This window comes from Duodenibacillus massiliensis (assembly GCF_928721995.1).
In the GTDB taxonomy this organism is placed as follows: Bacteria; Pseudomonadota; Gammaproteobacteria; order Burkholderiales; family Burkholderiaceae_F; genus Duodenibacillus; species Duodenibacillus massiliensis.
Window position 1 is genome coordinate 1,072,237 of sequence record NZ_OV788642.1, and the last position, 22,350, is coordinate 1,094,586.

Consider the following 22,350-nt stretch of genomic DNA (forward strand, 5'->3'; position numbering starts at 1 on the left):
CTAAAGTCCTGTACCCGTTTTATTTGTTTTTCTTTTTAGTCCATCATGGCCACAAAACGTCCTTACCGCATTCTTTTTGCCTGTCCGCAGACCGTTTTCGACGTCAGTAACGGCGCCTCCATGCAGATCTATTCGCTGCTGCAGGAGTTCTCCCGCCGCGGGATTGACACCGCCACCTTCTGCGGCGGTGTGTTTGATGATCCCGCGGGTGCCGCCCGCATCCCAAACCTTGCCGAACAGATCAAGCAAAACGAAGGTAAGGCCGTGCTGATCAACAAGGACAGTTCCGCCAATCCCGAAAATCCCATCACGCACTGGTTCTTTACGGGCTTTCATTCGACCGTCTGGAATGAGATGACGCACGAAGAGGAAACAAACTTCCTCAACAAGTACACCGAGGTGCTGAGAACCTTTAAGCCCGACCTCGTGATGGGCTACGGGTGTGATGCACTTTGCCGGTCCCTGTGGATGGAAGCGCGCACCTTCGGTATCCCGACCGTCTACCACGTCTTTAACGGCAACCATCATCATTACCGCTTCCCGCTGCACGACATGGTGCTCACGGACTCGGAAGCTACAGCCAAAATCTACAAAGAAACCGAAGGACTCACCATTCACCCGTACGGCATCTGTATCAATGCGGATCTCGTCACCGCTAAAACACGCAATCCTCAGACCGTCACATTCATTAACCCGGCCTTTGCCAAGGGCGTGGCGATTGTTGCACGCTTGATTCTCATGGCCAATAAAGAACGGCCCGACATCTCCTTTATGGTGGTAGAAAGCCGCAAGAAGTTTGCCGATGCCCTGCGGGCACTTAAAAAGCCGGGCGACGAAGTGGGTTCGGCCTTTCAGAATCAGACGTTTAAAAACATTGCGCTGCGCGATGCAACGTTTAACGTCTCCGAGATCTACGCAACCACCAAGGTGCTCGTTGCGCCCTCCCTTTGGTATGAGAGCTGGGGCCGCGTGACAACGGAGGCCACCATGAACGGTATTCCGGTGCTTGCTTCGCAAAGCGGCGGCATTCCGGAAGCGGTTGGTACGGGCGGCATTACGCTTCCCGTTCCTGAGTCAAATCAGGGCAAAGACGAAAACTGGCTTGTACTGCCGAGCGAAGAAGAGTGTCGCCCCTGGGCCGATGCGCTCTATGAGCTTTACGACAACACGGAAAAGTGGCAGGAGGGCTGCAGGAAAAATGCCGAGCAGCATTCACTGAAAGTTACGGGCGACAGAATCCTGAAGCTTTTGCAGCCGCTTCTTCGCAAAAAAGCCGGCGACAATGACTTCACGCGCCTGGGGTCGGTTCGTTATGACGGGGATCCGCTCGATTGGGAAGAATTTAAAAAGACCGGCAAAAAACGCGCGAAACCGGCCTCTGAGTAATTCACGCCCTTTAACGCATTGAGGCAGCTGACGGCTCCGACCGTCAGCTTCTTTTTCCAAGAATCCCTTCACTCGCTTTCCTCTCCTGACACAAGCCTTTTTCGAAATCCCCCTAACACTTCCTTTCCTCTACAATGCCCCGAATCTAAGGCTTTTTGCCTATTCTCAAAATCCACTTTTAAACAGAGGAAATTTCACCCATGTGTACTTCTGTTGTTGTCGGAGAGAAAGCCACCGCCGACGGCTCCTTCATGATTGCCCGCAGCGCGGACAGCTCCGCCATGAAGGCCCAGCACTTCATCATTCACGAATCCTGCGATAACCCCGTAGGCAGCGTCTACAGCTGCGCCGCACACCACGGGCTCAACAACTTCACGTATCCGCTGCCTGCGCACAGCCTGCGCTTTACGACGGTTGCAAACTGGAAAACGCAGCTGCACGGCGCCGTGGGCTTTAATGAATTAGGCGTCGGTCTCACCGGCACCGAATCCATCTTTGCCCGCGATGACGCCCTTTTGGTTGATCCCTGGAACAAAGAAACCGGCATCAGCGAAGACGATATTCCGGACGTGATTCTGCCGCGCGCGTCGTCTGCGAAAGAAGCCTGCGCACTTTTGGGGAGCATCATCGAAGAGATCGGTGCCGCTGAAGGCTTTGGTGTGGGCTTTATCGATGATAAGGACGTCTGGTACCTTGAAACCGGCACGGCGCATCAGTGGCTTGCCCACCGCTGCCCGCCGGAAAAGTACATGGCAACCGGCAACCAGGGCCGTTTGAGGAAGTACTCTCCGGAATGCCCGGGGATGATGGCGAGCAAAAACGTCGTGAAGTTTGCCGCCGAACACGGCTTTTACGATCCGGCAAAGGGCGACTTTGACTTTGCCGCGGCCTACACCCGTGACGACAGCCGCGACCGTGTCTACAACGATCCGCGCGTCTGGGTGATGCAGAAGCACTTTAACCCCTCGATCGAGCAGCCCGTGGACGACGGCCGCAACTTCGCGGTTTACCTCAAGCCCGAAGCGAAGATCACGGTGGATGATCTGAAGTTCTGCCTCAGAAACCACTACGAAGGCACCGATCACGATCCGTATTCCAACGGCTTAAACGGCAACGAACCTTGGCGTCCGATCAGCGTTTTCAGAACGTATGAAGCGCACATCCTGCAGGTCCGTCCCAACATGCCCAAGGAAATCGGCTGCGTTATTTACATCGCCTTCGGTATGGCCGATCTCTCCTGCTTCATGCCCTTCTATCAGGGCCTCAAGTCCGTGCCGCTTCACTTCGGCATGGGGACCGATCACGCCGACTCGGTGTCGCTTTACTGGAAGTTCCGCAAGCTTCAGACGCTTGCGATGACGGACTACCCGAAGCTTGCGCCGATCGTCAAAAAGGCCTTTGCCGATCATGAAACCCAGATTGTCGCACGCATGCAGGTTTTTGAAACGGCTTACACGGAACTTGCCGCCACGGACAAGAAGGCTGCCGACGACCTTCTGCAGAACTTCAGCGTGCGGATTTTTGCCGAAACCGAAGAGCTCGTGGAACGCCTCATGAACGATCTCTTTACGGTGCGCACCAACGACATCGAAAAAGCGAACTTCTTCAGAAACCGCAAGAACAAGGACTGATTTAAGCCTTTCTCACAATCCGGAAAATGCCTTCGGGCGTTTTTCCGGATTTTGCTTCTGTTACGGCATTTCACGCGGCTTTAACGCGACTTTGACGCGTTTTTGACGCACCAAAGAGAAGACTTTCACTCACCATGAAAGCCTTCTCTTTTTCTTTACCCCGCATTGCGCGCCCTGCTGACTTTCTTCAGTTTTGCGTGTGGCTTGCGCTGCTTTTTTCGCTGTCATCGCGCTTGTGCCGCCCGAGGGCGTCGACATGAGTCTTGCGCGCCTTTTCTACAAGGTGACCGACGGCGCCTGAGTGCACAATGCTGAAGCGTTTTCTTGCTGTACCCATTGCGTTTGTTTTCAACGCGCTCAGCCGCCGATTCCTCTTCGTTGAGATTTTCGTCTTCCTGTGTCAAATGGTGCTTCAGTTCCCCTTACAGGGCGGCGTTGATGAAGCGTTGGGCTACGATCTTCATCGCTTCGTTGAAATGAGCCTGCGTTAAGGCCGTTAAGCCGCCGGCTTCCATCAGTTGCTCTGCGGCATCGTTCAGAATGGCCTGCTGCTGGTCGGTAAATTTTACGGTGTCGTTTATTTTGGGTGTACGGTGTGCCACCGTGATTCCTTTCGCGCCCTACGGGAGCGCTATTATCGCCCGGACACAAAAAACCTTACATCCTCCATTGTGGCCATCCGTATCCCACTCGCACTTCACCGCCTCGCGCCAGTCAAAAACCGCATCAATGCCGTCCAGAACCAAAACGAGTTCCGGCGCCCTCTGTGCCGCCATCATCTGCCGGGCCATCTGCCAAACCTCACTCACACCGGACTTCGTCGCGCGTCCTGCGGACAAGACGCAAAGAGCACGGGCACCTGAAGTCCCTCGGTTGCCTGCTGCACGGCTGTTGTCTTACCGACACCGTGCGGACCGGAAACGATCTGGATGCGGCGGCGCGGCTCAGCCAGACGGCTTCTTAAAACAGCAACTTCTTCGCGTTCAAACATCCTTTCTGCCGTTTACTCAGTCGATTGAGTAAATTTACTCAGCCGACTGAGTAAATTACCCGTGCGCATTGAGCAAATTGAAAAATTACTGTATTTACAAAGCATTGCGGCGCACCGCAAACAGCCGCCAAAAGAGAATTGTGAGGTAAAGCGCCGTCAGAAGCACCAGTTGCAGGCACGCGGGCAGAATATCCGCCGTCGCCGCACCGTCCTGCGCGGCAGCGGCAGAAGCCACAATCCCGGGCGTCGTGGGAATAAGCTGCGCAAAGCCCTGCACGAAGGGGTTGAGGTTTTCCAGGGGCCACACGGCCCCCGAAATAAAGAACACCGGCGCCGACATGATGACCACCGCGGGCGCCGTCCACCCGTTTCCGGTCAGCGTGGCCGCTGCCATGGCAAAGGCGGTCACGGCCGCCGTAAAGCAAAAGGCGACCAAAAACACCGCAAACGGATTTTGCATGGCCCCGTACTCCCCGAACGAGAAGTCAAAGCCCTGCATGTACAAAAACCACCCGAGCGCCACCGACCAAAACGCAAGAAACACCGCCACGGCCCCGTAAAAAGGGTTTCTGACCGCATCACGGATAAAGCGCTGGCGCGGCTTTTCATTGAGCCACCCTCCGAAAGACAGCCCCACGCCGAAAAACAGCACCGCCTGAATAATGAGCGGCCCCACCATCGGCACGGTGTAGTTGCCGTAACCGGAAATCTCGTTGAAGCGGTACTTCACGATGATGTCGGGTGCCTGGCGGGACGCCGCCGCAAGAAGTTCCGGAGAAACCCCCGCCGTCATCCAGGAGGCATGATTCATGCGCTCTTCCGTGTCCCCGACAATGCGGGCAATCGTTGCCTGCACGGCACGGGTTTTAACGGGGTACGCGCCGTTACCCAAAACGTTTACGGTGACGTTTCTGCCGCGCGCAAGTTCCTCGGCGTAATTGTGCGGAATCGTGATGAGGGTATCGGCATTCATGCGCTTAAAGGCGTCAAGCCCTTCGGCTTCATCGTGCACCACAAACACAATTTTGGAGGTGCTTGCCGCGTCAAGCTCAGAAATGAGCGACCTTGAAGCCGGGCTTCTGTCCAAGTCCACCACCCCCACCGGCACGTTTTCAATCTGCTGCGTGCTGTAGGGCCAGCCGTAAAAGAGAAGGTAAAAGGCAACGGCCGCACCGAATACCGCAATGGTGTCGCGGGAAATGAATATCTTTTTTAAGGTAAGCGCAAAGGTGCGCCAAAACCCCGTGAGTTCCTCCCGGTACTTTGCCGTTACTGCCGGCACATCACGTGCGGCGAGTTCGTTGGCCTTCCAGGACTTCATCCGCACCGAAAGAATCAAAAGGCCCGCGGTGAAAAAGACCGCAGGGAAAAGGCACATCAAAAGTTCCTTTTTCGCTATGGCGTCCAGCGGAGACCCCAGCACCCAAATCTGGCCCTGCGCTTCCAGAAAGTGCGTGAGAGGCAAAAGCATCCCGAAGACACGCGCGCCCGCCGTCATTGAGTCGAGCGGAAACGAAAACCCGGTAAAGGGAAAGGTCGGGGCAATGAGGCAGATCGAGCAGGAAAGCGCAATCACCCAGGTGGGCGACACGGCAACCGCAAGAACAGCAAGCGCGGCCATCGAAAGTATGAGAAGCCACGCGGCCGTAAACCAGAGAATCACGGGGCCGGCCGTTCCCCAGCCGCCCCAGCCCGCAAAGCCCGCGACCCAGATGCAGGACATCAAAAGCCAGAAGGCAAGCCACGGCGCAAGTTTCCCCGCAACCGCCGCGGTCACCGATCCCCCGGCGGTTTTCAGAAGTCCTCTCACGCGCCCCGTGCGCCACTCACGCACGAGCGTACTGACAAACGCCAAAAGGGCAGCCAATGCCATCACGCCCGGAATGAGTGTGGGGAGCAGATAGGCCACGAAGTTAAAACCGGTGTTCCCGAGAAAATAGACTTCGGGCATCGTCACGCGCAGATTTTTGGCGTTTTCCGTGAAGTTTCCGCCTTTTTGCGTCATGCGCACGGCCAAATTGGCGACCTTCTGTGCGGCAAGCGCTGTTTTGACGTCAAGTTCCAGAATCGTGCCGATCGCGTAATAGGTCTTGTTGATTTCAAGCACCACAGGGGCACCCACCCCGCGGCGGCGTTCCCGCTCAAAGTCAGGAGGGATGGTAAGCGCTGCGTAGATTTTGGCGCCGCGCAGCGCCCTATCGGCTTCCAGTGTGGACTCAAAGGACTTAAACTGCACCGAGGGAATGGCGGACAGGGTCTCAACGACTTCGCGCGAGGCAGCCGACTTATCGGCGTCAACGAGCCCCACGGGCAACTGCGTCATCAGCCCTGGCCCGAACGCAAGCGTTAACACCGCAAGCCAGATGAGCGGCACAACGACGGCCGTAAGCCACTCCACTCGGTGCGCGAGAACCTGCCGCACTTCAGCGGCTGCCACACGCGCAACACGGTTAAACCAACAGAGCATCGTGCCCCCGGGTTACTTGCGTTCAATCACAACCGTCATGCCGGGCCTCAGGTTTGCGACGGGCTCAACCGGGCGGGCCCGCACTTCAAAAGTGCGGATATCGTAGCCGGAAGACTGTCGCGTCGCGCGCCACACGGCGTATTCGCCTCTGGGATTGATCCAGTAGACCTTAAAGGCGACGGTCTTTTTAAGGGCCGGCAGGTAAGCGTTTAAAACCGTTCCCTTTTCCATGCCGGGGAGTTCATCTTCACGGACGTTAAAAACAGCCCAGCTGTCGGTGAGGTCCGTGACAAGCACCAACGGAAAACCCGCAGGAACCACTTCGCCTTCATGCATCACGATGCGCGTGACTTCGCCCGCGGTCACGGCGTGCACCGTAGCTTCACCGGCCAAAGACTCAGCTTCAGCCACACCCCCGGCAGCCTGCGCCGCAAGCGCCTTTGCGGCCGCCTTTTCCTGCGTGCGGGCGCCTTCCTTTAAGGCAGACAATTTTTCAAACGCGGCTTTCCTGACCTTCTCGGCCCCCGAAAGCTGGGTCCTGACTTCATCCCACTTCTGTTCGCTCACAAGGCCTTCCTTGTAAAGCGCATCAATACGGGCAAAGGTGTTTTTGGCAAGAGCCGCCGCTGCGGCCGCCCGCTGAAGGTCTGCCTTCGCCGCTTCAATCTGCTGCGTGCGCGCGCCCTCCTGTGCAAGATCGGACTTCGCAAGCGCCGCAGCCTCCACGGCTTTGGCCTGCGCCACACGGGCATTGATTTCAGGTAACGCCAGTTCCGCAACGGGCATCCCCGCCGTCACCGTGTCTCCTTCTTTGACAAGGACCTTGGCAAGGCGCCCCGGGACCTTTGCGGCCACTGAAACCGTACGGGCATCAATCATCCCCTGAAGAGGAACCGCCACCGGCGCCATCGCCTGCCAGATTCCCCAGCCGATAAAGGCGGCCGCGCCCAAAAGAACAGCGCCCCCGATAACGGCCGGAATCTTGGAAAATTTCTGATTGGCTGACTGCAATTTTTGTTTTTAATCCGTTTACTTAACAGGCACAAGGTCCGCACGCGTGAGCGTCTGCATGAATTCCGGCATCACGCCGCTGGCGGCATGAAGCCGCACCCAGGCAACGACAAACTTAAAGGCGGCGGCACGCTGCGCGATCTGCGCGCCGATTAACTGCGTGCGGGCTTCCCGTACGTCCAGGGCCGTGGAAAGCCCCTCGTTAAAACTTATCTGCCGCAATTTCAGGTTTTCCGCGGCGAGCGCCACGGTCGAGGCCGTTAGGTCATATTCCTCACGGGCCTGCGTGGTCTGCAGAAACGCCACTTCAACCGCGGTCATCAGGGCATTATCGGCCTCAGCGCGCGCGGCTTCAGCTTTGGTGACGAGCTGCCTTGCCGCCGCAATGTCGGACATGCGGTCGCTGTTACTGAAAAGCGTGAACTTCACGCCGATTCCGGCCATCCAGTCCGGCTCCACCGGCGTGAGGTAGTGTTTCACCAAGTTTTTCATGCCGAAGGCAAAGACCTGGGGATGAAAATTCCCTTCCGCGGCCTTCACTCCCTCTTCGGCCTGATTTCGCTGCGCATCGATTTTTCTGAGAAGCGGCGCGTTAAGCCGCGCCTTTTTCTGCCATTCGGACAGTACGCCCAAGTTCCCGGTGAGAACGAAAAGGGGCGTTGAAAGTTCCGGGAGCGTTTTTTCTCTGAGCGCACTCATGAGTTCAGCTTCCGCGACCCTCGCGCCCGTCTGCGCTGAGGCCAGTTCCCGGCGGGCCGTATCGCGCGAAACTTCCACGCTCATGCGCTCAATTTTGGAAATCATCCCTTTCTTTTCAAAGCGCTCGGCACGCAAGAGCTGCGCCTCTTCATCGGCGAGCATGTCGCTTCGGAGCTTTTCCACGGAACGCGCAAGCTGCACGCCCCAGTAGCGGCCCGCAAGTTCCGCGTCCTTCATCTCAAAGCGTTCACTCCTGGCGGCATCGGCTTCCCGGACTTTTTGCTCCAGCGCGTTTTGCTTGGCGGAAATCCGCCCGCCCGTATAAAGCGGCCAATACGCCTGAATGGTTGCGCGCGGCCCACCCAAGTCAAGCTCCTGGCCGACGTTAATCGTTGAAGGGATGGAAATGGGACCAACGCCCAAAGCAGCACCCAGCATCGGCCCCATCGCCTGCAGGTTCGCGGGCACGTCAATATCAAGGTCGAGCTCTTTGCGGCCTTCCATATGCATGGCCATCATGTCGATCTTGGGACCGGAGAGCCATTTGGCGCTTTCGGCCGTTAACCGGGCGCGCTCCACTTCCGCGGCGTCTGCGCGGAAGATATCGGAGCGTTCGTGAAAAAGCGCACGGGCTTCGTCAAAGGAAAGCGCGTCAGCGGCGGCTGCCGTCTGAAAAACCAGGGCCCCGAGACAGAGCGCGGCTACGCAGGAAAAATGTCGTACCATCAGACTTTTCCGCGGACCAAGGCCGCGGTTTAATTCATACATTCGGATGAGGCGGAATCTTACCCGTGCCACGGGCACTGCGCCTTGGCCGAAATACTAAGAAACCGCAGAAAAATCAGAAGGCCCGAAGGTAAGGCGGCGGAAAGGCCACCATGGCGTGCAGGGCCTGTGCGGCGGTCCACCCCCAGTTGGGGTTTCTGAGCATCTCGCGGCCGACGCAGATCCCGTCGGCGTCCCCCGCGGCAAGGATGGCTTCAGCCTGCAGGGGCTCCTTAATAAGTCCCACGGCAAAGGTCACCAGCCCCGTTTCTTTTTTCACAACGCGCGCGTATTCGACCTGATAGCCGGGTTTGAGTTCCGGCATCTGCTGCGCCTTATCAAGCCCTCCGGCACTCACATCCGCCGCGTCGCACCCAAGCGCCTTTGCGGCCTTGAGAAACGCCACGGTATCTTCCACCGTCCAGCCGCCCTCGATCCAATCGGTGGCGGAAACGCGTACCGCAAGCGCCATATCGGGCACGGCTTCGCGCACGGCCTTAATGACGGCAAGCCCAAAGCGCATCCGGTTTTCGAGGCTTCCGCCCCAGCCGTCCGTTCTGCGGTTTGTCACCGGCGACAAAAATTCATGAATGAGGTAGCCGTGCGCCGCGTGAATCTGAATACCGTCAAAACCTGCAGCCTGAGCGCGCTTTGCGGCCGCCGCAAAGGCTTCAATCACGCGGTGAATATCATCTTCTGTCATTTCCCGCGGCAGGCTTTCGGATTCTCCGCACGTGACGGCGGACGGCGCTTCAATCGCAAAGCCGCCCTCTTGAAGCGTCAGAAAGCGGCTTTCTTCCCAGGGAACCGTACGGCTTCCCTTGCGGCCCGAGTGCGAGAGCTGAATCATGAGTTTGGTCTCGGGGCTTACGGCGCGGCATTCCGAGGTGAGCGCCTTAAAGGCCTCGGTCTGCTCATCGTTCCAGAGCCCGAGACACGCAGGCGTGATGCGGCCCTCAGGCGTCACAGCCGTTGCTTCCACAACGACGAGCCCGGCACCCGACCCCGCCAATTTTCCATAATGCACCCGGTGCCAGGCCTGAAGCACCCCGTCTTTGGCGCGGTACTGGCACATCGGCGGCACACAGAGGCGGTTCACAAGCTTCAGTTTTCCCAGTGTGAGCGGTGAAAATAAGAGCGTCATGAAGGCCTCCGCTGCAAAATGCTCGTTTAGAAAAGATCGTCCGTGTTGTCGCGCAGGCTGATCATGCGCTCAACGTAACGGGCAATCGTGTCGATCTCAAGATTCACGCCGTCCTGAGGTTTCAGACTCTTTAAGGTCGTCACTTCCACGGTGTGCGGGATGAGATTGATGGAAATACGGGCGCCCACCGGCGTGTCTTCCACGGAGTTAATCGTAAGCGACACACCGTTAACCGTCACAGAGCCCTTGTAGGCAAGGTACGGAGAGAGCTTTTTGGGCGCAAGAATCACCAGGTGCCAGCTCTCGGCCTTGGGTTCCATCACTTCGACCTGACCGACGCCGTCGACGTGTCCGCTCACCAGATGGCCGTCCACACGGTCACCGAGCCGCATGGCTTTTTCAAGGTTCACAAACCCGAAGGTGTTAAGGCCAACGGTCTTGGAGAGGCTCTCGGCACTTACGTCAATCGTAAAGGAGTCGCCTTCAATGCCGGTCACGGTCATGCAGGCGCCGTTAACTGCAATCGAGTCCCCGACATGCACCTCTTCGAGGTGAAATTCCGCAGGAGTCTTAATCGTGAGGCGCACGCCGTCACCGAGCTTTTCCGGTTCGCGCACCTTACCCACAGCCTGAATAATCCCGGTAAACATTCAAGAAACTCCTTTCTGATGTCTGAAAATCTGTTTTCGTTACGCACCAGCAGTCTTACGACTGCGGGCGAAGCACGATTTTAAGGTCACTGCCGGCCGTTGCCACGGCGTGATACCGCCAGCGGTAGATATCCTGCATGCGCTCAAAGTGAGGAAGGCTCGCGAGAACCTTGCCGCTGCCCATAAAGCAGGGCGCCACATAAAGAACAATTTCGTCCACAAGGCCCGCGGTCATCAGCGACCCCGAAAGCCTCGCTCCGGCTTCCACATGAAGCACATTGACTTCTCTTTTCCCGATTTCGTGAAGCACTTCCCCCAAATCGAGCTTACCGAGCTCGGTTTCGGCAACGCGCACGGTCTGAGCGCCCGCGGCCGTGATCCGCTCCACGGCTTCTTCTGACGCGCTTTCGGCGACAAAGACCGTGCAGGGGGCGCCTTCCAGAATCCGGCTTTCCGAGGGTATCGAGCCCCGGGCGTCGCACACAAATTTCGGCGGATCCTTCCAGTTGCCGGGCAGCCGCACGTTCATTTGGGGATTGTCCGCCCGTACGGTTCCCACACCCGTCAAAATCCCCTGAGAGTGCGCGCGCATGAGCCGCCCGTCTTCGCGGGAATCTTCTGACGTAATCCACCGGCTCATCCCGTTTTCAAGCGCCGTGCGCCCGTCAAGACTGGCCGCAAGCTTCATCCGTACCCAGGGGGTGCCCCGCTTCATGCGGGTGATAAAGCCGATGTTGGATTCAATCGCTTCGGTTTCACAAACGCCCGTTGTGACGGCAATACCAGCGTCTTTGAGCATCGCGATGCCGCGGCCGGCCACGAGGGGATTGGGATCAGTGGTTCCCACCACCACGCGCGCCGCCTTTTCCTTAATCAGGCGCAGTGCGCAGGGAGGGGTTCTTCCGTAGTGCGAGCAGGGTTCAAGCGTCACATAAAACGTGGCACCTTCAGGCGTCATGCCCTTGGCGTATACGTCGTTAATCGCACTGATTTCAGCGTGCGCTGAGCCCGGCGCCTGCGTTGAGCCCCTTCCGAGCTCAACGCCGTCTTTCACAATCACACAGCCCACCGCCGGGTTCGGAGGAGCAATGAGTTCGGCGTTTTTCGCGGTTTCAAGCGCCTGCCGCATCCAGAATTCATCGGCCGGATCAGCCTTAATGTCTTTAACGTCCGTCATTTGTTGTGCTGCGTGGCTTCGAGGTCGCGCATCAGATTGCGGAAACCCTCGGGTTTGTCGACATTAAAGTAAACGCTTGCAAAGCGGATGTAAGCAACGCTGTCGAGCTTTTTGAGCTCTTTTAAAACGAGTTCGCCTATTTTGGCGCTCGGAACTTCCTTTTCGCCCATGGTCATGAGCGCCAGTTCAATCGCGTCAATCGAGGCTTCAATCGCCTCCATCGTTACCGGACGCTTTCTTAACGCAAGGCGCATCGAGCCCTTGAGTTTTTCGCGGTCAAACTCGCAACGCCCGCCGTCACGCTTAACGACCGTCGGGAGGTTCAGCTCAGCACGCTCAAAGGTTGTAAAGCGTTTACCGCAGGATTCGCACTGCCGTCGGCGGCGGATCGAGAATCCGTCCTCACTCGCACGTGAATCAATAACAGCCGAATCCTTGGCCTTACAGTAGGGGCAGCGCATGCCTTCTCTCCCAAAACAAACGGCGCAATCTGTGCCGAAGCACGCCGCAGGCAACCACTGGATATGGTGTCTTTCGGGTGTGCATCCTTTAATTGTATGCGGGATGAGACCGTAAACCGCAAAAAAAACACCCGAAGCGCACCGATTTTGCAAGCGGATGCTTCGGACGGTCCGTGTCAGGCGGGCTTATAAGCCCGCTGACAGACTGATTACATGCGATAGACCGGGAACTTCGCGGTGAGCCGGTCCACGGCTTCACGCACGCGGGCGAGCACCGCGGGATCTTCGGGGGCGTCCAAAAGATCCGCAATGAGGTTCGCGGTTTCGCGCGTTTCTTCTTCCTTAAAGCCGCGCGTGGTCATCGCAGGGGTCCCGAGGCGCAGGCCCGAGGTGACAAAGGGCTTTTCCGGATCGTTATGGATGGCGTTTTTGTTCACCGTGATGTGGGCTTCTCCGAGAAGCGCTTCAGCGGCCTTGCCGGTTAAGTGCTTGGCTCTGAGGTCCACGAGCATCACGTGGCTTTCGGTACCGCCGGAAACGATCCGCAGACCGCGCTTGGTGAGTTCTTCCGCCAGGACCTTCGCGTTTTTGGCAACCTGCTCGCCGTAGGCCTTAAATTCCGGTGTAAGCGCTTCACCGAGCGCCACGGCCTTGGCGGCAATCACGTGCATCAGGGGACCGCCCTGCATGCCCGGGAACACCGCGGAATTGATCTTCTTTTCAAGATCCGGACGGCAGAAAATGATGCCGCCGCGCGGACCTCTCAAGCTCTTGTGCGTCGTGGTCGTCACAATGTCGGCGTAGCCGAAGGGGCTCGGGTAGACTCCTGCGGCGATAAGCCCGGCGTAGTGCGCCATATCAACCATCAAAAGGGCGTCGACGCTATGCGCAATCTCGGCAAAGCGCTTGAAATCAATCTTGAGGGAATAAGCCGAAGCCCCGGCCACGATGAGCTTGGGCTTGGCTTCCTTGGCAAGGCGCTCGACTTCATCGTAGTCGATCTTTTCGTCTTCTCCGAGGCCGTAGGGCACGCAGTGGAAGAACTTGCCGGAGAAATTAAGGTGCATGCCGTGAGAGAGATGGCCGCCGTCGGCAAGACTCATGCCCATGAAGGTGTCGCCCTCATTGAGAACCGCCATAAAGACCGCGGCATTGGCCTGAGCGCCCGAATGAGGCTGCACGTTTACGGCCATCTCAACGCCCGCGGGTTCGCAGAAGAGTTTCTTTGCGCGGGCAATGGCAATGCGCTCGACTTCGTCGACGAACTGGCAGCCGCCGTAGTAACGCTTGCCGGGATAGCCTTCGGCGTACTTATTGGTGAGCTGACTGCCCTGGGCAGACATCACGGCAGGCGAAGCATAGTTTTCGCTTGCAATCATTTCGATGTGCTGTTCCTGACGCTGCATTTCGTCTTCGATGTACTTCCAGACTTCGGCGTCGGTGACGGCGGCAGTTTTGCTGTATTCAAACATGGGAAAGTCTTCCTGAGAGTGTCGTAGTCAGTAATGAGAGCACACCAAGGCGTGCCCGAAAAAGCGGAAAGATTATAAAAGCGCGTTGCATAGGCCATGTAGCCGGGTAACGGCTGCATACAAAGAAAAACAGCACCGCTGCAGTCTTTGCCTGCATCCCGGATCTCTGAAGCCGTCCGATTCAGACCGGAAAACAGAAAGTATCTTTTTTCTACACTTTTTGTTTTGGACACGATAAAAGTATCCTTTACTACACTATTTCGCTGACAGCCAACAAAAAAGCACAACCCCCGTGCTTTTTACCGAAGACACGGCGGCCGCTACTTTGGGCGAAGCGGTATACAAAAGGCGCAGAGCCTTGAAACTCACGCTCGATGCGGTTTCCGACATGACCGGCATTACCAAAAAGACACTCATTGCGCTGGAAAAAGGCCGCGATGTGCGGGTGTCCACAGTGCTTGCCGTTTGCGGTCTTCTGGGTTGCACGCTCAATATCACTGCTCCGGAGCCGGAAAAGGCGGATGAGATTGTCTGGTTCTGAGTCCGCCGGCATTTGGGTGGGCAACCGGCTCGCCGCCCGTGTACAACTCACGCCCGAAGATCCGGTCCTTACCTACACGGATGACTGGAAAGCCTCGGGCTTTGCCTTAAGCCCGGCGCTTCCTCTCACCGGGCCCGCCGACTCCCGCGCCGTCACTGCCTTTTTTGAAAACATGCTGCCTGAAAGCCGGGCCTTTGAAAACCTGGTTTTGGCAACACAGATCTCGGCAGGCAACAAAATCGGCCTGGTGCTTAAGTTAGGCTACGATCTTCCAGGTGCCATGAGGCTCACGGCCGGTACCTCTGGCGAAGTCAGGGAGACAATCCGCCCGGTCACGGCCGCTGAAATTACAAGCCGCATCGAAGCGCCTGACACGCATCCCATGGATCTCTGGGACAACCGGCCGCGCGTGACGGTTGCCGGCGCCCAGCCCAAACTCAACCTCCTGATGACTGACGGCCGCTATGTGCTTGCGGAAGGCTCAACAATTGCCTCCGACCGGATTCTGAAGTTTGAGCCGAAGGGCTCTCCGTTTCTCGCCATCAACGAATTTCTGTCACTGGAGCTCGCCCGTGCACTCGGCCATCCTGTTGCTCAAGCCCGGCTTTTCCGCATGGGAGAACACCGTGTTCTAGAAGTTTTTCGCTTTGACAGAAAAACGGAGTTGCGTGCCGGCAAGAAACGCGTGTGGCGCCGGCACGTCATTGACGCCTGTCAGGCCTTGGGCCTTACCTCTGCCTACAAGTACGAGCGGCCGTTCGGAGACAGCCGCGATGTTGCCGCCATCCGTACCGGCGTGAGTCTTGTGCGGCTTTTTTCTCTCGTGCGGTTTGCTGATCCCGCACTTCGGGCACGGACGGCTGCGTCCCTTCTGGACTGGCTGCTTTTTAACACCGTCATCGGCAACACCGATGCGCACGGTAAGACTTTCAGTTTCTTTGTCGGTAAAGACGGCTTATCGGACGCACCTTGGTATGACCTCGTCTCCGTGCTGCAGGTTGACGGCGTCAGCCACAGTCTTGCGATGGCCGCAGGGGATGATTGTGAGCAGGCAGCGTCGGGCACGCCGCCCTGCTCACAGACGAAACAACAGAGATCAGTAGAGCCCTGCTTTACGGCAGGCTTCCGCAACAAACTTGTTTTCATTACCCTGAAGCCGCGCAATACGCTTGGCGCGGGTGCACTCCCAAGCGTCAGGCGCATACTGTTTGGCCCAGGCTTCGGCGAGCTTTCGCTGCTGATCTGAAAGCCGCATCTTGGGGTAACTGTCCGCCATATAAAGCATCGTGCGGCCGATCGTGCCGCGGGTGTATTCCGGGGGCTCAGCGCGGCGGTCTTCGATCTTCATTGGACACGTGCCGAATGTCACCTTGGCTGCGGGCAGCATCGCGTAGTTATAGTTGCTGCGCAACGCATTGACGGCGCCGATTGCCGGATAAAGGTTATACATGTCGCTTTGCATGTAGCGGTACTCTTCGTTCACCTTTTCCACGCACTTGCGGCCCTTAAAGTTCCTGCCACGGTTATCCACGCACTTGGCATCGCCCTCACGCCACTCTTTAAAAAAGCGCCCGAAGTTTTCCGCCGGCACGACGTGCTCCCACTCAATGCGCCGCGCCCGCTTTTCGTGTTTGGGCGTCGTAAAACCGTCCGGCAGCGTAATGTTTTTGCGCGAGTCAAAGACCGCACGGCAGTAGAAAGTCACACGGTGATCCATGTAGACCTTTCGCTCCAGCGTTTTCTTGGCTTCGTTAAAGGAGTCAATCGTGGTGTTGCCGGCAGCGTAAGCCGTACCGACCGAAAGAAAGGCCGCTGCGGCAGCCGTTGTAAGAGCTGATAAGAAAACCTTCTTCATTTTTCAAACTTTTCCCAAAAACGAAAAGGCCGTCCGGAGAGGATTCTTCCCGCCGTCGGCCTTTTACTGTTTAATTCAACATTACCTTACTTCGCGGCCTTGCCCCAGCTGTCACGCAGGCCGACGGCAAGGTTTAACACCGGATGGTCGCTCGTGTGATCGACGCGGTCAGTGACAAAGTACCCCGTACGTTCAAACTGGAAGCGCTCGTCCTTGGCAGCCTCTGCAACCGCCGGTTCCACATAGCCCGTGACGGTACGCTTGCTGTCGCGGTTCATGACGGTCGTGAAGTCGTCCGCGGAATCGGGATGAGCTTCGGTAAAGAGCCGGTCATAGAGCCGGATTTCAGCGGCACGCGCGGTCTTGGCGTCAAGCCAGTGAATGGCAGCCTTCGTCTTCACCGAATCGGCGCCCGCTGTCCCGGTCTTCGTTTCAGGGAGATAGTTGGCATGCACGCAGGTGACCTTGCCGTTTTCATCCTTTTCAAAGGACACGGGCACGATCACATAGCCGTAGCGCAGGCGCACGGGCTTGGCGGGCGTACCGTCCGCGGGAATCGTCAGACGCCGGTAGCCCTTCGGCGGCACTTCCGCAAAGTCATCGGCCTCAATCCAGAGGGTCTTGCTCATCGTGAGCTTGCGGCTTCCCATCTCGGGCTTTTGCGGATGGTTCGGGGCTTCAAGTTCCTCGGTGAGATCGTCCGGATAGTTGTCGATCACAAGTTTGAGGGGATTTACCACACCGATGCGGCGCACGGCCGTGGCTTCAAGATCTTCTCTGAGGCTCTGCTCAAGCACGCTGTAATCAATCCAGCCGCCCGCGGCACGGCTCACACCGCACTTTTCCGCAAAGTTCTGCAGTGCCTGCGGCGTATAGCCGCGGCGGCGCAGGCCGACGATCGTGGGCATGCGGGGATCATCCCAGCCGTCCACGAGCTTTTCGGTGACCATGCGGATGAGCTTACGTTTGCTCAAAACGACATAGGTGAGGTTGAGGCGGTTAAATTCGTACTGATGCGACAAAAGGAAGAAGTTCTTCCGGACCACCGAGAGCGCGGCTTGTAAGAGCGGCGTGAAGTTTTCCGCGTGCTGCGTCAAAAGCGCAAAGAAGGTCTTTCCTTCGGTGCTTGTAAGAGTCTCCGGGCCGCCCGTCGCGCTCCAGTGGTCAAAGAGTTCGGCCATAGCGGCTTCCGGTGCACTCTGCCCGAGCTTTTCGCGGGCATTAAAGGCAGCTCGCGCAAAGGCAAGCGCCCGCTCGTCGCGCCCGGCTTCCATGTCAGCCAAAATTTTCTTTGCTTCAGCAAACTGCGGTGCGCGCAGTGCCGGCACCACACGCTCCAGCGCCCAGTCATAGAAGGCGCGCTGGTCTTCAAATTCGAGCGTGCAGATCGAGTGCGTGATGTTTTCAAGCGTATCTTCAATCGGATGCGCAAAGGTGTACATCGGGTAGATGCACCACTTGTTGCCGGTTGCTTGGTGTTCGGCAAAGCGGATACGGTAGATCGCGGGATCGCGCAGATTGATGTTGGGCGAAGCCATATCAATCTTGGCTCTCAGAACCATGGAGCCTTCGGCGTGCTTGCCGTCGCGCATTTCGCGGAAGATTCTGAGGTTTTCCTCGGGCGTTCTATCACGGAAGGGGGAATTCTTGCCGGGCTCGGTGAGCGTGCCGCGGTTTTCGCGCATCTCGTCGGCGCTTTGTTCGTCAACGTAGGCGTAGCCGGTCTTAATGAGGTGCTCGGCAAACTCATACATCCAGTCAAAGTAGTTGGATGCGTAGTAGAGGTCGACCTCTTTGCCGTGCTTCCAGTCAAAGCCGAGCCAGTTGACGCTTTCCTTGATCGCGTCAACGTACTCCTGGTCTTCCTTCACCGGATTGGTGTCGTCAAAGCGCATGTGGCAGTAGCCGCCGTAGTCACGCGCCAGCCCAAAGTTCAGGCAGATACTCTTGGCGTGACCGATGTGGAGGTAGCCGTTGGGTTCCGGCGGGAAACGCGTGCGGATTTTTGCAACGTCAGGCGCCCCCTTTTCCTGTTGCTCCGTGTAGGGCGCGGGATGTCCGCACCAGAAACGCGGCAGATTGTTGCCCTCGGCAAGATCGGCCTCGATGATGTTGCGCAGGAAATTGGTCGTTTTCACGGCGCCTTCGGCACCTTCGGTTTTCTTTTCCGTATCGGTCATGGTCATGATTGCGTGTTGTTTCCGGCAAAAGGACTGCAGCGCCTTTTGCGCGGCGTAATTTTTCCATTTTAATGGAAAAGGCGCGGCTTCAAAACAGCAAAACAGCGGTTTTCCCGGCAAAAATGCCTTGAGTTTCGTCCTTTGACGCCAACCCGCTTCAGAACCGGGAATCTTTAACGCCGCAGACCGGCTGCGGCTTGCACAGCGTTGAGGGAAAATCAAACAAAACAGGGTTCGTTGGAAGGCCAAGACGTGGACGCTCGAGGCTCTGGATCTGGTGATAAAGACTGAAGCCCCGGATGCCTGGCAGAAAGAAGCTCATCTTTCAGCAACAGTACAAACCAGCGAATCGGCAAGACGAAGCAGTCCTTCGCCGGAACCGACGGATCGAGCTGATGAAGCCCGTACCCGTAGAGCGGTTGCGTTTTAAATGTTCCTGTGGTGCAGGGGACGCCCGGGCAGACAAGGCCTCAAAAACCTTGGCTGTTACGGGAAAGCCTGCACCGTGTCAGCAAACCCCGCGCTTTCAAGCGCGGGTTGTTTAGCATCGCAGACTCCGTACTCAGAAAATTCCCGCAAGCAGATTATTGCGCAACACCACGTAAAGCGCCGTTCCGGCGAAGATACTCACAAGTGAACTTCTGAAAAACCACTGCACAAGAACCGTGAGAAGCACACTCACGGTTTCCTGCCACGGCAGCCCCGTGTGTCCCGCGGCAAAGCCGGCACCGGAGCTTAAAACCAAAAGCACCATGACGGCAAGCGGCAGGAAACTGCCGACATCTCTTACCCAGGCCTGGTTTTTAAGCCAGCGGCTTGCGACGAAGGGAAGCGCTCTTTCGGCAAAAGTCACGGCGCCCATCGCGAGAAACACCGTGATGACGTAAAGCGTATCGTTCATTGTGCGCCTCCCGCGGCATCACCTCTCACACAGGCGTCTTTGCGGCGCTTGACGGCCCAGACAAAGCCCGCTGCCACGCAAAAGGCCATGGAAACGGCAAGCGCATAATCAGGCCAGAGCCAGCGCGCCAAAGCAAAGGAAACGAGCGCCGCCACAAGGGGCCAGGCCGAAACGCGCGCCCGCCACTGCTCGGCAGCAAGCATTGCAAAAAGCGCGGTGAGCACGAAGTCAATGCCGACGAGGTCAGTCTGGGCCTGAGCGCCGATTGCGGCACCGATCACAGTGCCCAAAAGCCACCACATATGGTTTAAAAACGCGAGCCACACCACCCGAGCCGCATGCGTACCTTCCGGCAGAATCGTCAAAAGCGAAAAGGTTTCGTCCGTGAGAGCAAAAACGATGTACCAGCGCTTCCAGCCGTGCTGCGGGATTTTCGTGAGAAGCGAAATCCCGTAAAAGACGTGCCGCAGGTTGATGACGAGTGTCGCAAGGGCAATCGCCGCCACGGGCATTGAGGCCACAAGCATCGGAATCATCATGTACTGCGAGGCACCGCCGTAAACGATGAGGCTTGCCAAGGCCGCCATCTCCCAGCTGCCGCCCGCCTGCACAAAAAGAAAACCGAAAACGATCCCCAGGGGCACGTACCCCATAAAAACGGGGATGGAATCCTTAAAGGCAGCGGCAAATGCGCTGCCTTCTCTCACTTCCGGCATGACGCGCTCAGTCCTCAAACGTTGCCTTGGTGTCGGCAGCCACCCAGTGGCCGGACTTGCCGCCCGCCTTTTCTTCGAGGTGAATGCCGCCGATTTCCATAAAGCGGTCCACGGCTTTCAACATATCGTAGACCGTGAGAAGTCCCACTTCCACCGCCGTGAGCGCTTCCATCTCAACGCCCGTCTGCCCCTTGGTTTCGCAGACGGCGGTGCAGAGGACTTCACTTGTTTCGGGGCAAAGCTCAAAGTCAACCGTGACGTGCGTAAGCGCAATCGGATGGCACAAGGGGATGAGTTCAGAGGTCTTTTTACTTGCCATGATCGCGGCAATCCGCGCCACGCCGATCACGTCACCTTTTTTTGCAGTACCGGAAGCAACGAGCGCAAAGGTCTCGGGCTTCATGCGGATTTTTCCCACGGCGCGCGCAAGGCGCTTTGTTTCGTCCTTTGCACCCACATCCACCATATGCGCGTTGCCCGCGGCATCAAAATGCGTCAGTTCTGCCATTTCTGTAACCACACGAAAAGAGTTCGTACAAATTTGTTGCCTGCCTGAAAAGGGCCTGCATCGGGCCGCTATGATAGCGGGAACACTGTCAGCGGACTTTATGGAAAAGCCCGTCTTCTGCAGTATTACCAACTCATACCGGCCGCATTGTGAAAACCGCTTTTTTCAAACACTCCGTCATCGCCGCTGTCTGCGCCTCTTTGGCGCTCACGCCCGCGGCAGGCGCCTTTGCCGCCGGGCAGCCTCTCCCCGACTTAAACCTCCCGAGCCTCGGCACGGTGGCAGGGGCCGATCTGTCGCTTGCGGACGAACGGGCCTTGGGTGAAACCCTCATGCGCCAGGTGCGCGCCGACAAAACGTATCTTCCCGACGAAGAAATTGCGGACTACTTAAACCGCCTCGGCTGGCGGCTTGTTGCGGCCGGCCGCTCGCAGCCCTTCAGTTTCGTCTTTTTCCCGCTGCGTGACGCAAGCCTCAACGCCTTTGCCATGCCCGGGGGCTTTGTTGCGGTGCACACAGGGCTCATCGTCGCCGCCAAAAACGAGAGTGAACTCGCGGGCGTCATCGGGCACGAAGTCGGGCACGTCACGCAGCGCCACATTGCCCGCATGATTGCGGGCGGAAAAGACTCGCTTGCGATCACCCTCGGTTCAATTCTTCTCGCGCTTTTGGCCGCCAAGGCGGGCGGCTCCTCCGGGGGTGACGCCGCCATGGCGATTGCCCTCGGAACACAAGGGGCTCTGATTCAGAATCAGCTTAAATTTTCCCGGGACGCCGAACGCGAAGCCGACCGCATCGGCTTTCAGACGCTCGTCAACGCCGGATTTGACCCCCACGGCATGGAAAACTTCTTTGCCCGGCTGCAAAAAAGCAACCGCTACTACGAAAACAACGCCACGGCCTTTTTGTCCACCCATCCGCTTACCAATGAACGCTTAAGCGACATGGAAAACCGCACCAAGGGAATCAAGCATGCGGTTTACCCGAGCAGTCTTGACTTTTACCTCATTCAGGCGCGCTGCCGCGTGCTGCAGGAAACAGGCTACGACGGGTGGCTCAAGGTAAGCCGCTACTTCCGGGACGCCCTGGCAAAGGCTAAGGGGAAGGAACTCGCGGCGGCGCACTACGGGTTGAGTATCGCCCTTTCGCGCATGAATAAGAAAGCCGAGGCCCTCTCGGAAGCCCGGCTTGCCGCGCAAAGTGTGAGGGACGACAGCATTATTCTTGACAAAAACCTTGCCGAGATGAGCTATGCGCTTGCAAAAACCGCATCCGAAAAAGATGCCGCCTTAAAGCTCTCCCGAAAGACCTACGAGCGCTATCCGGACTCAGCGATGGCCGCGCAAAGTTATGCCGAACTTCTCTGGCAGGCCGGCAAAAACACGGAAGTGCTGAAGTTTCTCCGAAACCAGACGGCACTTTCGCACGAAGACCCGGATTACTTTGCGATGCTTGCCAGAAGCTATGAGGCCACAGGGCAGCGCTCTCTTGCGTTTGCCGCCACCGGGGACATGTACGCCCTCATGGGTAACGCCCGCGCCGCGGTCTATCAGTTTGACAAGGCGCAGCAGGCCAACGACGGCGACTTCTACACGATGAGCGAAATCGACGCGAAATTACGTGAGCAGCGCCGTATTGTGCTCGATGAAGAAAAAGACCGGCAGAAGTAAGCCGTGCGCCTTTTTTGCATGCAAAAAAGCCCACGAACGGATGATTTCACGCGCCCTGAAATATGCGAAAATGCCCTTAACTGTCACCCGACGAAGTTTTGCGACTCCGAGCGGGCGTTGCGGCG

20 protein-coding genes and 2 pseudogenes are annotated in these 22,350 nt (G+C 57.5%); 6 read left to right on the forward strand and 16 right to left on the reverse strand.

From position 1 onward, the window contains the following. Nucleotides 1-45: 45 nt before the first annotated feature. On the forward strand, nucleotides 46-1,386 hold the full coding sequence (locus tag NXF97_RS04855; RefSeq protein WP_274956648.1) for a glycosyltransferase: 1,341 nt from the start codon (nucleotides 46-48) through the stop codon (nucleotides 1,384-1,386). Between the two features lie 200 nt (nucleotides 1,387-1,586). Then, on the forward strand, nucleotides 1,587-3,017 hold the full coding sequence (locus NXF97_RS04860; RefSeq protein WP_274956649.1) for a C69 family dipeptidase: 1,431 nt from the start codon (nucleotides 1,587-1,589) through the stop codon (nucleotides 3,015-3,017). Between the two features lie 314 nt (nucleotides 3,018-3,331). Here NXF97_RS04860 and NXF97_RS10770 read toward each other — a convergent pair. The 11 genes and pseudogenes from NXF97_RS10770 to glyA all read right to left on the reverse strand — a co-directional run. Beyond that, nucleotides 3,332-3,598 (reverse strand): annotated as a pseudogene (locus NXF97_RS10770) (IS256 family transposase); the annotation flags it as partial. A 39-nt stretch (nucleotides 3,599-3,637) separates the two neighbouring features. Continuing rightward, nucleotides 3,638-3,826 (reverse strand): hypothetical protein, encoded by a 189-nt coding sequence (locus NXF97_RS04870; RefSeq protein WP_274956651.1) that lies wholly within the window; start codon nucleotides 3,824-3,826, stop codon nucleotides 3,638-3,640. Then, on the reverse strand, nucleotides 3,823-4,008 hold the full coding sequence (locus NXF97_RS04875; RefSeq protein WP_274956652.1) for a hypothetical protein: 186 nt from the start codon (nucleotides 4,006-4,008) through the stop codon (nucleotides 3,823-3,825). Before NXF97_RS04875 ends, NXF97_RS04870 begins: the two co-directional genes overlap by 4 nt. Before the next feature lie 94 nt (nucleotides 4,009-4,102). Continuing rightward, the gene (locus tag NXF97_RS04880; protein WP_274956653.1) at nucleotides 4,103-6,475 is read right to left on the reverse strand and encodes an ABC transporter permease; all 2,373 of its coding nucleotides are present in this window, start codon (nucleotides 6,473-6,475) and stop codon (nucleotides 4,103-4,105) included. A gap of 12 nt (nucleotides 6,476-6,487) precedes the next feature. Continuing rightward, nucleotides 6,488-7,486, reverse strand: a complete 999-nt coding sequence (locus NXF97_RS04885) for an HlyD family secretion protein (RefSeq protein ID WP_274956654.1) — start codon at nucleotides 7,484-7,486, stop codon at nucleotides 6,488-6,490. A gap of 18 nt (nucleotides 7,487-7,504) precedes the next feature. Further along, nucleotides 7,505-8,911: a TolC family protein gene (locus tag NXF97_RS04890; RefSeq protein ID WP_274956655.1), complete on the reverse strand. Its 1,407-nt coding sequence runs from the start codon at nucleotides 8,909-8,911 to the stop codon at nucleotides 7,505-7,507. Nucleotides 8,912-9,026: 115 nt separating this feature from the next. Then, complete coding sequence (locus tag NXF97_RS04895; RefSeq protein WP_274956656.1) at nucleotides 9,027-10,094, reverse strand: NADH:flavin oxidoreductase/NADH oxidase; 1,068 nt, start codon at nucleotides 10,092-10,094, stop codon at nucleotides 9,027-9,029. 26 nt (nucleotides 10,095-10,120) lie between these two features. Continuing rightward, nucleotides 10,121-10,744, reverse strand: a complete 624-nt coding sequence (locus tag NXF97_RS04900; RefSeq protein WP_022373919.1) for a riboflavin synthase — start codon at nucleotides 10,742-10,744, stop codon at nucleotides 10,121-10,123. Nucleotides 10,745-10,799: 55 nt separating this feature from the next. Continuing rightward, a complete protein-coding gene (ribD, locus tag NXF97_RS04905; RefSeq protein ID WP_074009711.1) occupies nucleotides 10,800-11,921 on the reverse strand; it encodes a bifunctional diaminohydroxyphosphoribosylaminopyrimidine deaminase/5-amino-6-(5-phosphoribosylamino)uracil reductase RibD in 1,122 nt (373 codons plus the stop codon). Next, the gene (nrdR, locus tag NXF97_RS04910) at nucleotides 11,918-12,382 is read right to left on the reverse strand and encodes a transcriptional regulator NrdR (RefSeq protein WP_022373921.1); all 465 of its coding nucleotides are present in this window, start codon (nucleotides 12,380-12,382) and stop codon (nucleotides 11,918-11,920) included. Before nrdR ends, ribD begins: the two co-directional genes overlap by 4 nt. Nucleotides 12,383-12,591: 209 nt before the next feature. Then, a complete protein-coding gene (glyA, locus tag NXF97_RS04915; RefSeq protein WP_274956657.1) occupies nucleotides 12,592-13,854 on the reverse strand; it encodes a serine hydroxymethyltransferase in 1,263 nt (420 codons plus the stop codon). A gap of 292 nt (nucleotides 13,855-14,146) precedes the next feature. On the opposite strand from glyA, the gene NXF97_RS04920 reads away from it, so the two are divergent. Then, nucleotides 14,147-14,395, forward strand: coding sequence for a helix-turn-helix domain-containing protein (locus tag NXF97_RS04920; RefSeq protein ID WP_274956658.1), 249 nt, complete (start codon nucleotides 14,147-14,149; stop codon nucleotides 14,393-14,395). After that, nucleotides 14,376-15,422 (forward strand): annotated as a pseudogene (locus NXF97_RS04925) (HipA domain-containing protein); the annotation flags it as partial. The gene NXF97_RS04920 and the pseudogene NXF97_RS04925, both read left to right, overlap by 20 nt. A gap of 69 nt (nucleotides 15,423-15,491) precedes the next feature. Here the strand turns inward: NXF97_RS04925 and NXF97_RS04930 are convergent. Next, a complete protein-coding gene (locus tag NXF97_RS04930) occupies nucleotides 15,492-16,250 on the reverse strand; it encodes an endonuclease (protein WP_274956659.1) in 759 nt (252 codons plus the stop codon). A gap of 86 nt (nucleotides 16,251-16,336) precedes the next feature. Further along, nucleotides 16,337-18,436 (reverse strand): glutamine--tRNA ligase, encoded by a 2,100-nt coding sequence (locus tag NXF97_RS04935; RefSeq protein ID WP_084765846.1) that lies wholly within the window; start codon nucleotides 18,434-18,436, stop codon nucleotides 16,337-16,339. Nucleotides 18,437-18,729: 293 nt separating this feature from the next. Here NXF97_RS04935 and NXF97_RS04940 point away from each other — a divergent pair, with 293 nt between their 5' ends. Beyond that, nucleotides 18,730-18,975: a hypothetical protein gene (locus NXF97_RS04940; RefSeq protein WP_274956660.1), complete on the forward strand. Its 246-nt coding sequence runs from the start codon at nucleotides 18,730-18,732 to the stop codon at nucleotides 18,973-18,975. A 17-nt stretch (nucleotides 18,976-18,992) separates the two neighbouring features. Here NXF97_RS04940 and NXF97_RS04945 read toward each other — a convergent pair whose 3' ends face one another. Genes NXF97_RS04945 through moaC form a run of 3 tightly spaced genes read right to left on the reverse strand, consistent with a single transcriptional unit; the run spans nucleotide 18,993 to nucleotide 20,555 of the window. Beyond that, nucleotides 18,993-19,331, reverse strand: a complete 339-nt coding sequence (locus NXF97_RS04945) for a branched-chain amino acid transporter permease (RefSeq protein WP_274956661.1) — start codon at nucleotides 19,329-19,331, stop codon at nucleotides 18,993-18,995. Further along, nucleotides 19,328-20,047: an AzlC family ABC transporter permease gene (locus tag NXF97_RS04950; RefSeq protein WP_022372876.1), complete on the reverse strand. Its 720-nt coding sequence runs from the start codon at nucleotides 20,045-20,047 to the stop codon at nucleotides 19,328-19,330. Before NXF97_RS04950 ends, NXF97_RS04945 begins: the two co-directional genes overlap by 4 nt. A 7-nt stretch (nucleotides 20,048-20,054) precedes the next feature. Further along, a complete protein-coding gene (gene moaC / locus NXF97_RS04955; RefSeq protein ID WP_274956662.1) occupies nucleotides 20,055-20,555 on the reverse strand; it encodes a cyclic pyranopterin monophosphate synthase MoaC in 501 nt (166 codons plus the stop codon). 149 nt (nucleotides 20,556-20,704) lie between these two features. Here moaC and NXF97_RS04960 point away from each other — a divergent pair, with 149 nt between their 5' ends. After that, nucleotides 20,705-22,225, forward strand: coding sequence for a M48 family metalloprotease (locus NXF97_RS04960; RefSeq protein ID WP_274956663.1), 1,521 nt, complete (start codon nucleotides 20,705-20,707; stop codon nucleotides 22,223-22,225). The last annotated feature ends 125 nt before the right edge of the window (nucleotides 22,226-22,350 follow it).

Bases quoted from the DNA above. Each gene is read 5' to 3' on its own strand.
- NXF97_RS04855 (WP_274956648.1), top strand. From the start codon at position 46: ATGGCCACAAAACGTCCTTACCGCATTCTTTTTGCCTGTCCGCAGACC.
- NXF97_RS04945 (WP_274956661.1), bottom strand. From the start codon at position 19,331: ATGAACGATACGCTTTACGTCATCACGGTGTTTCTCGCGATGGGCGCC.
- glyA (WP_274956657.1), bottom strand. From the start codon at position 13,854: ATGTTTGAATACAGCAAAACTGCCGCCGTCACCGACGCCGAAGTCTGG.
- NXF97_RS04890 (WP_274956655.1), bottom strand. From the start codon at position 8,911: ATGGTACGACATTTTTCCTGCGTAGCCGCGCTCTGTCTCGGGGCCCTG.
- NXF97_RS04880 (WP_274956653.1), bottom strand. From the start codon at position 6,475: ATGCTCTGTTGGTTTAACCGTGTTGCGCGTGTGGCAGCCGCTGAAGTG.
- NXF97_RS04875 (WP_274956652.1), bottom strand. From the start codon at position 4,008: ATGTTTGAACGCGAAGAAGTTGCTGTTTTAAGAAGCCGTCTGGCTGAG.
- NXF97_RS04860 (WP_274956649.1), top strand. From the start codon at position 1,587: ATGTGTACTTCTGTTGTTGTCGGAGAGAAAGCCACCGCCGACGGCTCC.
- ribD (WP_074009711.1), bottom strand. From the start codon at position 11,921: ATGACGGACGTTAAAGACATTAAGGCTGATCCGGCCGATGAATTCTGG.
- NXF97_RS04950 (WP_022372876.1), bottom strand. From the start codon at position 20,047: ATGCCGGAAGTGAGAGAAGGCAGCGCATTTGCCGCTGCCTTTAAGGAT.
- NXF97_RS04935 (WP_084765846.1), bottom strand. From the start codon at position 18,436: ATGACCATGACCGATACGGAAAAGAAAACCGAAGGTGCCGAAGGCGCC.
- NXF97_RS04930 (WP_274956659.1), bottom strand. From the start codon at position 16,250: ATGAAGAAGGTTTTCTTATCAGCTCTTACAACGGCTGCCGCAGCGGCC.
- nrdR (WP_022373921.1), bottom strand. From the start codon at position 12,382: ATGCGCTGCCCCTACTGTAAGGCCAAGGATTCGGCTGTTATTGATTCA.
- NXF97_RS04900 (WP_022373919.1), bottom strand. From the start codon at position 10,744: ATGTTTACCGGGATTATTCAGGCTGTGGGTAAGGTGCGCGAACCGGAA.
- NXF97_RS04895 (WP_274956656.1), bottom strand. From the start codon at position 10,094: ATGACGCTCTTATTTTCACCGCTCACACTGGGAAAACTGAAGCTTGTG.
- NXF97_RS04940 (WP_274956660.1), top strand. From the start codon at position 18,730: ATGCCTGGCAGAAAGAAGCTCATCTTTCAGCAACAGTACAAACCAGCG.
- moaC (WP_274956662.1), bottom strand. From the start codon at position 20,555: ATGGCAGAACTGACGCATTTTGATGCCGCGGGCAACGCGCATATGGTG.